At 57.4% G+C, this 15,550-nt stretch carries 13 protein-coding genes and 4 pseudogenes; 10 read left to right on the forward strand and 7 right to left on the reverse strand.

The features are described from left to right. Positions 1 to 542: 542 nt before the first annotated feature. The 5 genes and pseudogenes from ACA062_RS21265 to ACA062_RS21285 all read left to right on the forward strand — a co-directional run bounded on the left by ACA062_RS21265 (position 543) and on the right by ACA062_RS21285 (position 3,925). Positions 543 to 1,754 (forward strand): hypothetical protein, encoded by a 1,212-nt coding sequence (locus ACA062_RS21265; RefSeq protein ID WP_497452864.1) that lies wholly within the window; start codon positions 543 to 545, stop codon positions 1,752 to 1,754. A gap of 56 nt (positions 1,755 to 1,810) precedes the next feature. Further along, positions 1,811 to 1,960: pseudogene (locus tag ACA062_RS21270) on the forward strand (IS5/IS1182 family transposase); the annotation flags it as partial. A 577-nt stretch (positions 1,961 to 2,537) separates the two neighbouring features. Further along, positions 2,538 to 2,999, forward strand: a complete 462-nt coding sequence (locus ACA062_RS21275) for a GNAT family N-acetyltransferase (protein ID WP_497452865.1) — start codon at positions 2,538 to 2,540, stop codon at positions 2,997 to 2,999. Between the two features lie 17 nt (positions 3,000 to 3,016). Then, positions 3,017 to 3,133 (forward strand): annotated as a pseudogene (locus tag ACA062_RS21280) (hypothetical protein); the annotation flags it as partial. A 432-nt stretch (positions 3,134 to 3,565) separates the two neighbouring features. Continuing rightward, positions 3,566 to 3,925, forward strand: coding sequence for a DUF6124 family protein (locus ACA062_RS21285; RefSeq protein ID WP_497452866.1), 360 nt, complete (start codon positions 3,566 to 3,568; stop codon positions 3,923 to 3,925). A gap of 136 nt (positions 3,926 to 4,061) precedes the next feature. Here the strand turns inward: ACA062_RS21285 and ACA062_RS21290 are convergent. Beyond that, positions 4,062 to 4,319: pseudogene (locus ACA062_RS21290) on the reverse strand (4-hydroxybenzoate 3-monooxygenase); the annotation flags it as partial. Between the two features lie 32 nt (positions 4,320 to 4,351). Next, a complete protein-coding gene (locus ACA062_RS21295; RefSeq protein WP_497452867.1) occupies positions 4,352 to 4,753 on the reverse strand; it encodes a GFA family protein in 402 nt (133 codons plus the stop codon). Positions 4,754 to 5,037: 284 nt separating this feature from the next. On the opposite strand from ACA062_RS21295, the gene ACA062_RS21300 reads away from it, so the two are divergent. The 3 genes from ACA062_RS21300 to ACA062_RS21310 all read left to right on the forward strand — a co-directional run bounded on the left by ACA062_RS21300 (position 5,038) and on the right by ACA062_RS21310 (position 9,365). After that, a complete protein-coding gene (locus ACA062_RS21300) occupies positions 5,038 to 5,781 on the forward strand; it encodes a protein-L-isoaspartate(D-aspartate) O-methyltransferase (protein ID WP_497452868.1) in 744 nt (247 codons plus the stop codon). A 2-nt stretch (positions 5,782 to 5,783) separates the two neighbouring features. Further along, positions 5,784 to 8,216 carry an SAM-dependent methyltransferase gene (locus ACA062_RS21305; protein WP_497452869.1) on the forward strand — a complete coding sequence of 811 codons (2,433 nt, stop codon included), beginning with the start codon at positions 5,784 to 5,786 and terminating at the stop codon, positions 8,214 to 8,216. 570 nt (positions 8,217 to 8,786) lie between these two features. Further along, the gene (locus ACA062_RS21310) at positions 8,787 to 9,365 is read left to right on the forward strand and encodes a hypothetical protein (RefSeq protein WP_497452870.1); all 579 of its coding nucleotides are present in this window, start codon (positions 8,787 to 8,789) and stop codon (positions 9,363 to 9,365) included. 804 nt (positions 9,366 to 10,169) lie between these two features. On the opposite strand, the gene ACA062_RS21315 is transcribed toward ACA062_RS21310, so the two are convergent. The 3 genes from ACA062_RS21315 to ACA062_RS21325 form a co-directional block, all read right to left on the reverse strand. Continuing rightward, entirely contained in the window at positions 10,170 to 10,526 is a 357-nt protein-coding gene (locus ACA062_RS21315; RefSeq protein WP_497452871.1) for a type II toxin-antitoxin system RelE/ParE family toxin, read from the reverse strand. A 13-nt stretch (positions 10,527 to 10,539) separates the two neighbouring features. Further along, positions 10,540 to 10,788, reverse strand: coding sequence for a type II toxin-antitoxin system prevent-host-death family antitoxin (locus ACA062_RS21320; RefSeq protein ID WP_497452872.1), 249 nt, complete (start codon positions 10,786 to 10,788; stop codon positions 10,540 to 10,542). A 328-nt stretch (positions 10,789 to 11,116) separates the two neighbouring features. Further along, the gene (locus tag ACA062_RS21325) at positions 11,117 to 11,323 is read right to left on the reverse strand and encodes a hypothetical protein (RefSeq protein WP_497452873.1); all 207 of its coding nucleotides are present in this window, start codon (positions 11,321 to 11,323) and stop codon (positions 11,117 to 11,119) included. Between the two features lie 269 nt (positions 11,324 to 11,592). Between ACA062_RS21325 and ACA062_RS21330 the strand changes: the two genes are divergently transcribed. Further along, on the forward strand, positions 11,593 to 13,023 hold the full coding sequence (locus tag ACA062_RS21330; protein WP_497452874.1) for an IS1182 family transposase: 1,431 nt from the start codon (positions 11,593 to 11,595) through the stop codon (positions 13,021 to 13,023). Between the two features lie 401 nt (positions 13,024 to 13,424). Beyond that, positions 13,425 to 13,967 carry a DinB family protein gene (locus ACA062_RS21335; protein ID WP_497452875.1) on the forward strand — a complete coding sequence of 181 codons (543 nt, stop codon included), beginning with the start codon at positions 13,425 to 13,427 and terminating at the stop codon, positions 13,965 to 13,967. Between the two features lie 213 nt (positions 13,968 to 14,180). Here ACA062_RS21335 and ACA062_RS21340 read toward each other — a convergent pair whose 3' ends face one another. Together ACA062_RS21340 and ACA062_RS21345 are read right to left on the reverse strand one after the other, a co-directional pair. After that, complete coding sequence (locus ACA062_RS21340) at positions 14,181 to 15,071, reverse strand: DUF3616 domain-containing protein (protein ID WP_497452876.1); 891 nt, start codon at positions 15,069 to 15,071, stop codon at positions 14,181 to 14,183. A 22-nt stretch (positions 15,072 to 15,093) separates the two neighbouring features. Continuing rightward, a pseudogene (locus ACA062_RS21345) lies at positions 15,094 to 15,524 on the reverse strand (FAD-dependent monooxygenase); the annotation flags it as partial. Positions 15,525 to 15,550 lie beyond the last annotated feature (26 nt).

A 15,550-nucleotide genomic window follows, 5' to 3' on the forward strand; every position in this document is an offset into this window, starting at 1 on the left:
AGCGGCTGTTGGCCGCGGCTCTGCTGCAGCAGCAGAGGACCTACGCCTTAAACAACGGCTGAGCGCGCGAAAAACACCGGCAGAAGCACGGTAAAAGAACGCTACGAACGGGCAAAGAACGGCAGGCGCAACGGGTTAAGTCGGCTGAATAAGCGGGCAAGACAGGTGAAGTGGGCCTACCGGCCCCCTTCACACCTTGCCCATTCGCCTGCGGCTCAAGGGGAACGTTCGCGGCTGCGAAACGGGCGCAATGGTGGGGTGGTGTGCCTACCAGTACTTTTAGATCTGTTAAAGCTTTTACAATCTTTTTCCACATGGGTGTTGATCCTAAGATTCGGATCATCCTCTGTGCACCATTCCGTCCCTGGTACACAGCGGAGAAAACATGCCTATGCATCCTCCTTAGGAAGTCCTATTGCTAAGTTCAACAAATGAGGATTTTATTGGCTGGCGGGAAGTCGATACCGCACAGCATTGCGACACTCGACAAGGTCCACGGTGTAGCGCTGGTGAGGGATATTGTGGGATGGGAAAACACACACATGAACAGTAACCCACATCAGCGGTTCGCTCACTCTTTGGCACGCGCCGCGTTATGCGCTGGTGCGCTCTGCTTAAGCGCGGCAAATGCGCAAGCACGGCCGCACGACCAGGAAGATTTGCGCTCCTATATGCATGGCATCGAAGCGGTCAAAGGAGCCGACGGCCGTTTTTTGATTTTCATTAGCAGTTCCGGAATTCCACCAAAAGGCGAGGACGAAAACGGCAACTGGCCGCACGACATCTACCTTTCGAAATGGGGAATCAATGATACGCGGATCAGTCCGCCCACACTATTCATCCAAAAGCCGGAAGCGCAAGAACCGGTGTCGGTCGCCCAAACAACTGACGGCAATGTCATGCTTTCGTTTGAAGACGGCTGGAATACCACGAACGAAGTCAATCAACGTTATGGCGTTTACGATGCGAAGCTGCGACCGATCGCGCCGTATCCGCGCGACGTTGCGACCGGCGGACATTCCGGCCATGTTGCCGCGGCAGGAAAGCATTTCGTCGTGTTGTATTCCGAGGACTGGGTCAACGGTGGCGGTGTCGATGATCTCGGTACCGGCAATGGTGTATATGCAAAGGTCTTCGATAGTCACGGCCACCTGCTCAGTACGTCCGATGTCGCACCCCAGCGGCGTGAATGGTGGCCGATGATTGCTGGTTCCAGCAATCGCGCGCTACTGGTCTGGCAACAATTCGTACCTGATCAAACCTCTGCAAATTTGAAGATAACGGTACTCGATCCTGAGACCGGGAAACTCTCCGCCCATAAGATCCTGAGATCCGGCTTGAATTACTACACCTACAAAGCCAAATATATTCCATTGATCGATCGTTTTCTCGTGACCGGTACAACGGTGAACGGTAAAGGTTTTGCGTACTTGATCAACAACGACGGCAAAGTCAGCGCGACGTTGGAATGCATGCCGGCAACTGTGAGGGGAGCCGATGTTGTCGCCAGCGAGAATATCGCCTATACGCCTTCGCAAGACAACCGCCTTCTGCACCTGGAGCTCACACCCTCTTCAATCAAGCTGAAAGCTGTGCAGCGCTCGCCGCTGACTTGGTCCTATATCGGGAGCCTCGGATTGATGCGAAATCCCTCTTCAATTCATTGGATATCGCTGACAAAGAATGGAGTCGAGGAAACCGATTTTGATTTGCGCAATGCGGTGCAACCCGATCGATCCGACCTGTGCCGATGATGGTTGCGCCAAGGCGGAAGGGTAAATTTCTGTCATTACCGAAATTTTTTCTGCCGCACCCCAACCTCTATAAGTGGAACATTCAACTGGGCAAGCGCAGCCTTGGCGCTGTCTTAGTACCCAATCACTCGACGTTTTCCAAGAATCGTCACGGCCGTTTCCGGGACAGCGATCTGTTTCGCTGGTTGTTCAATGAAGGGCTGCGTTGTTCTCGCTGACAGACAATTGACCCCTGTTAAAAAATCGCATCAGCGCCAACAACTAAACCCCAGACGCAAAAAGCCGGACGCCGAAGGGTAACCCCGCGTCTGACGAGTAACGGAGATCTGTGAAGGCTCCTGAGTGCTTTTACTACTCCTCGAAAAGGTCAGCGTGGGTTGATGCCAAACCTTACATGAGCAATATTCCTCCATGGCCCCACTTTCTGCGGGAACTTGACGCTAGGGGATACCGGGCAGAGGCTGCCCTTATTCGTCGGCAGCTCCCAAGGGTGTATTGGCCCGAAAATTTCTTTCGTAAGTAGAAGGCTAGTGGAGCATCTATCGGCTGACACCGACCGTGAATGTCGGGTCTTGGCGAATAGCGACCACGACACATGCCATACAAGTACTCTGTAGGCGTAGACCAATACGTGGTCATAAAGTAGGGTCCCCGCCCCTTCGAGTGTCTGCTTATGGCCAGAGTGTGTAAAAACCCTCCCGAGAGTTAATCTTGAAGACAGGACGCAGTGCTGTCCGCGCAGATAAGTCAGGCAGGGTGCCAAAGCGAACACGGGGATATCCAGTGGTTACGTCAATGGGCGAACTGGCGATACGTCAGATCTCAGCGCTTCCTCCGGAAATCCTGGTACTTGAAGCGGAGGCAGTAACAGAATGTTTTAGGTTTCTCACGCGCTTGCTTGCAAATTGGAAAAACGGGTCAAACCGATTCGATCAACCAGGTGAATGCCTTTTTGGAGCCTTCCGCAACGGGCAACTGATCGCCATCGGTGGTCTTTCATATGATCCATATGCTGGGTCGGACATCGGGAGGTTGCGGAGGGTATACGTCGCGCGTGCATCAAGGGGGCAGAATGCGGGTAAAGCCCTGGTGCAGCAGCTTCTGGAATATGCGGCTCGGCGATTCCGTGTCGTACGCCTGTCCACGGATACACCGGAGGGAGTCGCATTTTACCTTCGCTGCGGGTTCCTACAGATACAGGACGATTTTGCTACTCATGTGAAGTCGTTGGTCGATGACACGTAACCAGGGCGAAGTCATCTATGAAGCGCCTCATCTAAGGTGAGCATCGTGGCCAGAGCACTTTGCTTCCCGAAAGCCTCGACGACTACGTTAGCCATACCAATCCAATGCGTGTAGTCGACGTTTTCGTCGATGAATTCGCCCGACGTTGCTTCGTTATTGGAGTTCAAATGCCAAGGTTGGTCATGACTTCGCGTTGTTCGATCAAGCAAATTAAACATGCGCGAAACGCGCATGTTTAAGCGTCCTACTGCTCACTTCCTGAAAGCTACAAGACCTTGCGCCGTTGCCTACGGGTACGCCAGAATCCGCCGGCTTGTGCGCCTGTGGTCCGCTCGGTAACTTGATTTCCGTCACTGCTCATCAGTGATCGGGTTTAGCAGCTCGTGGTTTTCCGGTGAAGTGCACAAGCTCTTTCAGTCAGGCATTGCCTGCACTCGATGGTAGCTGTGCGCAGGGCGCCTTCGGGCGCGCCGGTTTGCTGGATCCCCGGTCTGCTAACCTGCGTACAGCTGCCTCCCTTCTCGTTTAGCAGCAGGAGGGCCGGCACTCCATTGAGGATCCCGCAAATGGTAAAGCCTTCACCCAATCCCCCGGACACAGATCCGGCATCCCCATACGAACCCGATTCAAACACACTCAACGAAGCCGCCGAACGCGCCCTCGACCCCCACTTCCCCTCGACCGCCGACATCAAAGCCACCCCACGCACACCCAGCACCCTGTTCACCGTCGACCCGCACGCCACAACCGAAACCCTGGCGGTTTATCTGGTCGAGACACTGGCCTCAGTCGACGTGATGGTTCATCACCTGGTGGATCATCTGGACGGCGGATCGCGCCACGCCTTGTTGGGCATTTCCAACAGCATCATGCTCGCGGAAATCACAGCGAACCGGATGCTGGATCAGATCGATCCACCCGCTTGAGGCAAACGCGTCCGCGATGCGGGCTATGTAGCGGTCCCTTTTTTATTGGGGACCGCAATTCAGCGGAGGCTCATTCCACTAACCAAACCAGCCGCGGCTCTATCGAACGATCAAGCACCCCTACCCTATCGGCTGCTTACTCGACATCTTCGTAAGGCAACCCCACGTAGTTCTCCGCAATGTTGACCAAACCAGCGAGCGAGTTGAAGTAGTACTCACGATCGGCCTGTTGCATCTGCTGCTCCCACGCATCTTTATGGTCGCCGAAGTCGTGCAGCAGGTTGGTCATGAACCAGCTGAAACGCTCGCCTTTCCAGACACGCCGCAGTGCCAGTTCGGAGTATTTCTCCAGCAAGTCGATGCGACTTTCCTTATAGACCTTGACTTGAGACCGGCTAATGGGTGTCCCCTTTCGGTCCAATGCGGTCACCGAGATTGTGGCCACTGATCCTGGATTTCATACCAGGACGCCTTGAAGGTCACTTCGACATGCTGCTGCTTGTCGGACGTAAACGAAGTGTCCAGCGTCCCCAACGCTATGGAAATCCAGTCCGCGTAGTCACCTCGGCTTCTCGACCAGAACAGCGAGGAACCGCACTGACCGCAAAATTGACGAAGCACCGATTCGGAAGAGCTGTAAGACGTGATGCGCTCAGTACCCTGGATGAGATGCAGGTCAGCGCGCGGCACGCTGCCATAGCTGGCAAATGCTGCTCCATGGCTTTTGCGGCATTGGCTGCAATGACAATGCGAAAGCGCTTTCGGGCGTGATTTGATTTCGTAACTGACGGCGCCGCAGAGGCAACTGCCTTGGAAAGTACCGGTCATTCTTGAAGCAGCCTGGTCATTAAGAGGGGCCGATTTAACGGTTAGCAGGTGCAGTGTCGAACGACTGCTTCGGGCCGCTTTCTGCCTCCTGAGTAATGACGTGCATTGTGAGTCTGTCATCGCAGCTTGCTATGCAGCTAAGGTATTACGATGCCGATAATATTATAAGTTGCGATATTTTCTCAGGCAGTCGCCGCAGCCTGGTTTGGTCGCCGGCACCCCCGGCTTGCCTAGCCAGCCCGCCGGCCATACGATTCGACTATTCCTCAGGCGGAGGAGTCATTGTGAAGCCGGTGATGTTTCTGACGCGCATCCTGGCGCCTGCCATCGCTCTGGCGCTGGCATCCGCCGGCCTGCATGCCGACGACCCGTTCGCGCCGTTGCGCGACGCCATGGTGCGGGAGATCGCCGACATGTCGTCCATCACCCGCGACGAAACCCGCAGGGCCGAGTTTGCCGCGCCGGTGATGGCCGCGATGGCCAGGGTGCCACGCCATAAGTTCGTCCCGCCCGACGAGGTGCCCTACGCCTACGAGAACCGCCCGCTGCCGATCGGTTACGGCCAGACCATCTCCCAGCCTTACATCGTCGCCCTGATGACCGACCTGACGCAGGTCGGGCCCGGCGACGTGGTACTCGAGATCGGCACTGGCTCGGGCTACCAGGCGGCGATCCTCGCCGAGCTGGCGCAGGCGGTCTACACGATGGAGATCATCGAGCCGCTGGCAGTGCAGGCCGGGGAGCGCCTGGGCCGGCTGGGATATGCGAAGGTGCAGGCCCGGCTGGGCGATGGCTACCACGGCTGGCCCGAGCACGGGCCTTACGACGCCATCCTCGTCACCGCCGCCGCCAGCCATGTGCCGCCGCCACTGATCGCCCAGCTCAAGGCCGGCGGGCGGATGGTAATCCCGGTCGGCGCGCCGTTCATGATCCAGTACCTGCTGCTGATCGAGAAGGCCGGCGATGGCAGTGTGTCCACCCGGCAGGTGCTGCCTGTGCGCTTCGTGCCGCTGGTCGGAGGCGGCTAAGCATGCATTCGCCGCCGTTGCTCGCCCTCGCGCTGCTGTCTGCCTCCGCAATCGGCTATGAGGTGCTGCTGCTGCGGCTGCTTTCGATCATCCAGTGGCACCATTTCGCCTACATGATGATCAGCGTCGCGCTGCTCGGCTACGGCGCTGCCGGCACCGCAGTGGCGCTGGCGCGGCCGGTGCTGGCGCCGCGCTTCCACGGCGTATTCATCGGCGGCGCGGTGCTGTTCGGGCTGAGCGCCATCGCCTGCTTCAGCCTGGCCCAGCAGGTTCCGTTCAATCCCCTCGAGATCCTCTGGGACGCGCGGCAGTCGGCGCGCCTGCTGATGATCTACCTGCTGCTGTTCGTGCCGTTCTTCTGCGCGGCGGTGTGCATCTGCCTGACCTTCACCTGCTTTCAGGAACAGATTCACCGGATCTACGCCTTCGACATTCTCGGCGCCGGCGTGGGCAGCCTGGCGATCGTCGCCGCGCTGTTCGCGCTGACGCCCGTCGATGCGCTGCGGCTGCTGGGCGGCACCGGCATCGCCGCCGGGGCGCTGGCCGGCATGGCTTGCACGGGGCATAGGCACTGGCTCGTGCCGTTGCTGCTGGCGGCGGCGGTCGCGGTGCCGGCCGGCGTGCCCGGGCGCTGGATCGCCCTGTCGCCCTCCGAGTACAAGGAACTGAGCCAGACGCTGCGTATCAAGGATGCGCGCGCAATCGCCCAGACCTGGAGTCCGCTGGGCCTGCTCACGGTCGTCGACAGCCCGACCATTCCCCTGCGCCACGCGCCGGGCCTGAGCCTCAACGCGACGCAGGAACCGCCCGCACAACTGGCCATCTTCACCGACGGCGACGGCCTTTCCGTGCTGAACCGCTATGACGGGCGCCGCGAGCCGCTCGCCTACCTGGACTACCTGACCTCGGCTCTGCCCTATCACCTGCTGCGGCAACCCCGCGTGCTGGTGCTGGGCAGCGGCGCCGGCGCCGATGTGCTGCAGGCGATCTACCACGGCGCCAGCGCCGTGGATGCCATCGAACTGAACCCGCAGGTGATCGATCTGGTCCAGCGCCGCTTCGCCGACTTCTCCGGCAAGCCGTACAGCGCGCCCAACGTCCGTGTGCTGATCGGCGAGGCGCGCGGCCTGGTGGCTTCGCGCAGCGAGCCTTACGACCTGATCCAGATCGCCTTGCTGGACTCCTTCGGCACCGCCTCGGGCGGCCTGCATGCGCTGTCCGAGAACTACCTGTACACGGTGGATGCCTTCGCCGAGTACCTGCGCCATCTCGCGCCCGGCGGCCTGTTGGCCATCACCCGCTGGGTCACCCTGCCGCCGCGCGATGTTCCCAGGCTGCTGGCCACCGCGGCCGCGGCCATCGAGCGCGACGGGCAGGCCAGCGCGGCGCGCCGCATTGTCATGATCCGCGGCTGGAAGACCGCGACGCTGCTGGTCAGCAACAGGGATTTCGACGACGCCGGCATCGCCGTGCTGCGGGAGTTCTGCCGGGCGCGCTCCTTCGACCTGGCCTACTACCCCGGGATGACCGTGGCCGAGGCGAACCGCTACAACCTGCTCGACCGGCCCTGGTTCTTCGAAGCGGCGCAGGCCCTGCTGTCCGGCGAGCGCGCGAAGTTCCTGGCACGCTACAAGTTCGACGTGCGTCCAACCATGGATGACCGGCCGTATTTCTTCCACTTCTTCAAGTGGCGTTCGCTGCCGGAACTGCTGGCGCTGAAGGCGCAGGGCGGCCTGTCAATGCTGGAGTGGGGCTATCCGGTGCTGATCGCCACGCTGCTGCAGTCCAGCGTGGCCGCCGTGCTGCTGATCCTGGCGCCGCTATGGGTGGCGCGCAGGCGCCAGCGGCGCTCTCGGAATGCGGCTTTGGCCAGGTTCGAACGTCGGGTCGTGTGCTACTTCGCCGCCATCGGCTTCGCCTTCATGTTCGTGGAAATCGCCTTCATCCAGAAGTTCACCCTGTTCCTCAGCCATCCGTTGTATTCGGTGGCGGTAACGCTCAGCGCGTTCCTGATCTTCGCTGGCCTCGGCAGCCGTTACTCCGGCCGGCGGCGGGGGGACATTGGCACTGGCGTGGGGCCCCGTCATCCGCTCGCGCGGCCAGTCCTGGCGATCTGCGCGATCGCCCTGCTTTACCTGATCGCCCTGCCCCCGTTGTTCCAGCTGCTGGCGCCGGTGCCGACCCTCGCCAGGTTCGGCATCTGCGCCGCGCTGGTAGCGCCGCTGGCGTTCGCCATGGGCATGCCGTTTCCGCTCGGACTCGGGCGCGTCTCCGCGCGCGCCGAGGCACTGGTGCCGATCGCCTGGGGCGTCAACGCCAGCGTATCGGTGGTGGCGGCCGTGCTGGCGACCCTGCTGGCGATCCACCTGGGCTTCACCGTGGTGTTGCTACTGGCGTTGCTGCTGTATCTCGCGGCGGCGGTCGCGTTTCCCTGATCGCGGTGCCGCGCGTCATCGTGGAGCTGGATTTCAAAAAACCAACAAACGGACAAATTATTAAGTGAGGGTGTAAATCCCGCCTATTTTCCATGATAGGCCTCAACGACGCTTATATTGATACCCGTTTTTTCCAGATCACCGGCGCTACCACTGCGACGTACCAGTAGTTTGTATCTACCTTTCTTCAAAACAACCCTACAAGTTTCAGCATAAAAAGCGCTTCCGCCAATAGAAGTGAGCTTAGGATGCGATATTGATGACCGATGCACTTCTGTTCCGGACTTTACGTCGGTAATTATCGTTTCAAGATCAAATGGTGCGCCTGCCGCTGCCCAATTTCCGGGCCCTAGACGCAAGTCCCCACCCGCTGTTTAGGTCACTACCGTTGGCACGCCGATCCGAAGGGTGAAGACTTTATTGGATTTGCTCCTCGATCGGCTACCAAGTGGCTAGCGGTCAGTGAACTCAACCGCGCGGGCGGCAGATGCCCTCGCAGCCGACTATGCTTTCGCGGGCGCAACGCGCTCGCTGCGTTGCTCCTTCAGCCATCACATGGAAAGCAGGTCTATGAAACCGATCCGGTCTTTTGCTCCCGCTGTTGCCCTCGCCTCACTCATGTCCACCGCCAGCTTTGCGGCCCATGCAGCCGATGTGCCGCTGGGCAGTACTGCTCTGGAGAGTCATATCATTACGCACGTACTGGCTGTCGATGCGGCGAACTATCAGGTCACTGTGGAAGGTCCCGACAAAAGCCAGGTACCCATCCAGCTCACCGACCAGGCCAAGGCCCTGCATAACCTGGAGGTCGGTGATAAGGTCGATATATATGTTATCCGCTCGGTTGCCTACACGCTCGACACTGATGTTAATAGCGATAGAGGTGTCAGCACCAAATCAGCGATTGCCCGCGCTGACAAGGACAACCCTAATCCGGGCGGTGAGGCGTTTCGTCAGGTCAAGGTCACGTCGAAGATCACCCACATTGACTTGAAAAAGCATGAAGTGACCTTGCTTCCTCCAGAAGGAAAAGTGAAAGTTGTCAAGGTCGAGGACCCCGAGCTCCAGGCCCGCATGAAGAACCTCAAGGTCGGTCAGACGGTCGACGCCACCTACACCGAAGTGCTGGAAATCAAAACCTCACGCTAGCAACGTGCGCTGACCAGAGAAGGCCTCGCCGAAGACAATCTGCACAGTACTGTGCTTGCACACTCTGGTTGGCGATCCGTCCTACCTTGCCGACCGGGACCGGTTATCCCCGGTCCCGGTCAAAAACAAACAGTCGTTGATGACAGCATCTGACAAAAGACCGCCGTTCAGATTTGTCTATAAAGCCAGGGTGATTTCAGTTTCCTGGATGCATCCGACTGGCTGTTTTTGGCCCATATTCTGCCTGTCACGAAGGGCCGCAAACGGGCCAAAAGCAGCCGGTTGCCGGTCATATTCAATATAAATTAAAATTTTTCAGGAATATTGAATTGTAAACATCTAGCATCGAGCCAGCCCACAGTCCTTTTGGCGGAACTCCGCTTACCGGTTTGCGCGTTGGGTAGCTCGCCGGCTGGGCCCAGCACCAACACTACCCTATCCTTGCGCGTCCGCCAGCCAGTTCTACACTGCAAAACGTTACTTAAAATACGACTCAAAGCCAAACAAGACGCGGCTTTGCACATTGCGTGGTGGCCTTTACGTTCGGCACTGCGCGGGCGGATTGAATGACAGGTGTCATCCTCCACCCTTTCATCGGAGGTCGCGATTATGCCAAGCGCTTCGGGCGTGCGCCCCGTATGTCGGTACTGTGGGAAATACAAAGCAATTTGCGCAGGCAAATTGCTATTAATCATCTGTTGATGACTTAGCGCAGGGTCGATGTTCTATCCCAGTACCTAAGCGCCGGGGTGGTAGCTATGCCGCCTGCTTGTGGCGCGGTACGTCACCGGTGGACCAGCGCTGTCACGCTGGGGGCTCGTACATGCTGAGCAAACAGTAAAGGATGAGTGCATCCGCAACGCTCTGCTTGCCCCTCAAAACCAGACTGACGGCAATGACCTTATCCGCTTCGAAAATTTCGTAGAAGACGCGATAACCATCTGTGTTGAGTTCACGATACTGCATGACACCCAGTTCGCTCAGCTGTGGGCTTACGGGGTAACCATAGGGCGCGTCCAGGAGCTTGCGCTCGATGACGTCAATGACGGAGAAGACCCGCGTTTCGGCGGTGTTCCAACCGTGATAGGCGGCCAGATGTTCAATCTGGTCTCCGATACTGAATTCAGCGATTTCGGTGTTGCGTACTGTGAACTTGCTCATTTATTCCCCTGTATTATTTGTTGGCAAATCTCCTGCTCAAACGTGCTTTCAGATCATCGGTAGAACAGTGTTTCCCCTGGGCATACTCGCGTGAACTGATTGCGAGCATTTTCACCAGTGCAATTGCTTCGTCACGGCGCTTACGCTCAACGTAAGATTCCACAACGTAAGCAGGCACACCGTTCTGAGTGACGACCATAGGCTCATCAAGAGGCAGGTCAGATGCGTGTTTTTTCAAAAAGCTAATCGTCTCTACTCTCATGAGTAAAAACCCTCCTGTTCGTCCGTCCTGGACTTTTAACAACTACGGTTCTGCTATGTGCTGCACAGAACTATTCGGGCCAAATTGCCACATTCACCATTATAGCCTAAATTTGGACCAATACTAGACCCCAGATGAAATTTATTATTGGCAGATTGTCAATTCTTATTTTCGATGATCCGACTTTCGGTGACGCTGAGCACCGTACAACAAGGTTTGCTATCAATCGGCTGATCGCAGATCCGCCCTCAGGTTGAGAACTGCTAGCAGAACAAGGCTACGCCCAGCGATGGCCAGCGCATTCTGCTAGCAAGCTCGGAGCGCCCTCCTACCCCGCCCGCCGATGCGCGCCAAACTCCACGTCGTACACGAAAACCGGATGCAGCTCGCCGTTGCACACCTCGACAATGTCCGTCACCTTGCGGCCATAACGCGGGTCCCGCGAGAAATGAATCATCAGGTCAAGAACACCGAGAATTATACGACCGGCAAGGTCGTAATTGATGAGGCCGGATGAGGACGTCAGATACTGCAAACGTGGAACTCTGTGTCCTCTGGACCATTCGTGTGCAGCGATGCAGCGATGCATCGGATCATCCGCTGTGACCGGTGTAGATGAACTGAAAAAATGCGTCACAAGCAGCCGTATCACGAATTTCACAAAGTAGAATGCGATTCGCAACGAGCGTCCGATTTTGGCCGTTTTCTACCCGTCTCGTAAGGCAAGAATCGGCCCAGAGTGTGTAAAAACGCCTTCGCAAACCCTTGCTATGATTTCTGAGGATTTCATCGCAAGGATCGCCCATGAAGCGCTTTATTCAAGGTGAACATCGAGGCCAAAGTACCTTCCTTCCCGAAAGCCTCGACGACTACGTCACGGATACAAATCCGGTGCGCGTAATCGACGTCTTTGTCGACGAACTTGACCTGGTCAAACTGGGTTTTGAAGGCGCTATACCGGCAGATACTGGCCGGCCGGCGTACCACCCCGCTGTCCTTCTGAAGATCTATATCTACGGCTATTTGAACCGCATTCAGTCGAGCCGGCGCCTGGAACGAGAAACCCAACGCAACGTCGAGCTGATGTGGCTGACCGGGCGTTTGATGCCCGATTTCAAGACCATCGCCAACTTCCGAAAAGACAACAGCAAGGCCATCCGAGGCGTCTGCCGCCAGTTCGTGATGCTGTGCCAGCAGCTGGGATTATTCGGAGAAAATCTGGTTGCCATCGACGGCAGTAAATTCAAGGCAGTCAACAATCGCGACCGCAATTTCACCAGCGCCAAACTGAAGCGGCGCATGGAAGAAATTGAATCGAGTATCAATCGGTATCTGACTGCGCTCGACGAAGCCGATCAGCAAGAACCCTCAATCGCTCAGCCCAAGGCTACCCGTCTGCAAGAGAAAATCGACAAGCTCAAAGCCCAGATGAAAGAGTTACAGGTCATTGAAACTCAGCTCAACGAATCGCCAGACAAACAGGTCTCACTGACCGATCCAGACAGCCGCTCCATGATGACGCGCGGCACGGGAATCGTCGGCTACAACGTGCAGACAGCGGTCGATACACAGCACCATTTGATCGTTGCGCACGAGGTGACCAACGTCGGTTCCGACCGAGATCAACTCAGCTCAATGGCCAAGCAAGCCCGCGAGGCGATGGCGGCAGATACGTTGTCGGTAGTGGCTGACCGAGGTTACTTCAAAAGCGAACAAATCCTGGCTTGTCACGATGCAGGCATCACCGCCTATGTGCCCAAGCCGATGACCTCTGGAGCCAAGGCTGACGGGCGTTTCAATAACGATTCCTTCATCTATGACGCGGCAAAAAACGAATACATTTGCCCGGCTGGAGAGGCGCTGATCTGGCACTATTCCTACGTTGAAAAAGGCCTGAAGTTGCATCGTTACTGGAGTTCGAAATGCCGGGGCTGTGCAATGAAACCGCAGTGCACACCGAGCACAGAACGGCGGGTTCGACGCTGGGAGCATGAAGTCGTACTGGAGGAAATGCAGGACAGGCTAAGCAACGCGCCGGAAATGATGCAGATCCGAAAACGGACTGTTGAGCATCCCTTCGGGACGCTCAAACAATGGATGGGTGCGACGCACTTCCTGACCCGAAAGCTGGCCGGGGTGAGTGCGGAGATGAGCCTGAATGTGCTCGCCTACAACATGAAACGGGTCATGAAAATCATCGGCACTACTGGCTTGATGAAAGCATTAACGGTGTAAAAACCGTTCTTTTTTTACCCCATCCGAAGGGCTTTAACAGGCTACTGAGCCGTTTTAACTGTTCCTGAAAATGTCGTGACCTTGATCAGGTTGCGAAGCGTGAGCACGGTCTCCTAGCGTCGATATAGAAACCCAATCTCACGTTTTTACACACTCTGGGCCAGAAGCAGCCAGTCGTCAAACCCGTCTTATCGTTGCTGAAAAGCCTCTTTCCCAGCAGCACCGCTGGGCCCGGGATTAAAAAAGACCGATGACGACGGCTACATACGTCACGATAGAGGCCAGATCAAACATCGCTAGTCACCTCAAGGCAGGACAAGGCAGGACAAGGCAGGACAAGGCTGCAGTTATCCTGATATGAACGTTGAAAGCAATATGGGAAACCTGAAAGGAGGAACACCATGAGCCGCACCCGCCATACCTGCCTGATGGCGACCTACAACGAGTGGATGAACGCAAAGATTTATCAGGCGGCCAACAGCCTGTCTGACGAAGAACTCGCAGCGGACAGGAAAGCATTCTTTGGTTCCATTCTCGGGACGCTGAATCACTTGGTGGCCGGGGACACTGTCTGGCTCAAGCGATTCGCCACGCACCCGGCGAACTACCTGGCACTGGAGCCGATTCGGCAGCTGCCTGCCCCCAGGAACCTCAACGAGTTACTGTTCTCGAGTATCCGCGAGCTGTCGGCACATCGAGTGTGGCTCGATCAGGTCATTGTCGAGTGGTCTCGCTCCATTACCGAGTCGGACCTGGATCACATTCTCAAGTACTCAAGCATGAAGGGTGTGCCCGCTGACAAGAACTTTTATGGCTTGGTCATGCACTTCTTCAACCATCAGACCCATCACCGCGGACAAGTAACGACCTTGCTTTCACAAGCGGGTGTCGACACAGGTGATACGGATCTGGTCATCCTCATTCCATCCGAACCCTGCAAGTAGTAGAGAATCCCAACGCCGCAGCGGGTTTTGTCACATCACGTCGGCTTGGCTAAACAGCGCAGCCAACCATGATGGTTGTCAAACCCGAGTGACGGCAAACGGCCAGAATAGCCATTCGGGTGTGCGTAGAAAAACCGACAAGGAAATACGAGGATCAAAAATGGAATTCATCTTCGACATCGTAATCAACCTGTTGGCTCATCGCATTGGCGTTTACGTGCTGGGCTTGCTTAGTGGCGGCCGTTTCAAGGGAGAAAGCGGTTTTGCCTGGGGCTGGGCAGTCGCCGTCGGCGTCTTGGTACTGTTCGCTCCTTTCGCGGCTTTCATAGCCTGGCTCATCCTTTCCGCCGCGGAGTCGTAGAGGATCAGCATAACCTCCCCAAGCTGCTCACCCGATTCGAACAGACACATGGCCTCAGCGTGATCGTTGCCTTGCCCGAAAGGCACCTCCAGCACCTTCTCCAATTGATCCATAAAGACCACGCTTTCCTTGTCGGACGCGAAACCGCCGCGCCAGCGCAAGACCGATACCGGACCGTCCAGGTCCATGGTGGGACCCGCCAGGATCAGCAGATCGTCATCGCTAGTGCACAGGTCACGCAAGCCCAGGCCATTTAGCGCGAAGAAGTGCTTGCGGTAGCGGCGTCCATCCGGACCGATCTTCTTGAGCACCAGCGTGTCAGTCGAGTCGCCGTCCGACTCGGGCTCGATCTCCAGCAGCACACCCAGCAGAAGGCGCGAGCCGATCACCGCCAACCCTTCGATATCGAAGCCGTTGTCTTTACCCGGGAGACTCAGGAAGTCGCGTAGCTGAGGATCTTCAGCGAATGCAACGGTCAGGTCGTTACCGACCTCGCTGCCACGTAGCTGCGCCGCCGTACGTCCATCGGCGTCCACCTTCCTGGCGAGTGCATAGCCGTCGTTCTGCTGTACCACAGGGATGCGGGCCAGCAGAAAGCGATTGCCGTCCGCCTCTACCGTCGACAGGCGCTTGATATTCTTCTGTGCAGAAGTACCGGTCTCGGCGTTCTTTCGCTTCAGACTATGGGAGCCCACCACCCAGAGGTAACCACTGTCATGGGCATAGGCCAACTGCGGCGTCACCGACCAGAACCAGCTTGCCTTACTGCATCGGCTCGACCACCGAGCTGCGCAGTGGGGCGATGCTCTTTTCCAGCGAAGGACCGGTCACCAGTCTGTCGGCCACGTCTTGCGGCAGGCGGGCCTTGCGCTCATCCCAGAAGCGCTCATCGGACCACTGTTCGACCTTGTCGGTCAGCGGCACTTGCAGGTAGTAGCGGCTACGGGTCAGCGAGCGATGGCTGCACAGGACGAAACCGCGGTCGTGGTGGGCATCGATCAGTTCATGGTTGACTGGTGGGGTGTCGGATAACAGGCCCAGCCAGCCGAACGGATAGTCTCGCTCGTAGTGCGTGAACACCTCTGCGGGGATGCTCTGGCGTGCAACGCTGTGGAAGCCGTCGCCACCGGCGATGTAGTCGCAATCGATCCGGTGGGTTTCGCCATTTTTTCGTAGGTGACATAAGGGCTTTCACCCTTGACCGAAAATAAATCCGAGCCCC

Source organism: Pseudomonas sp. LBUM1679 (assembly GCF_059695565.1).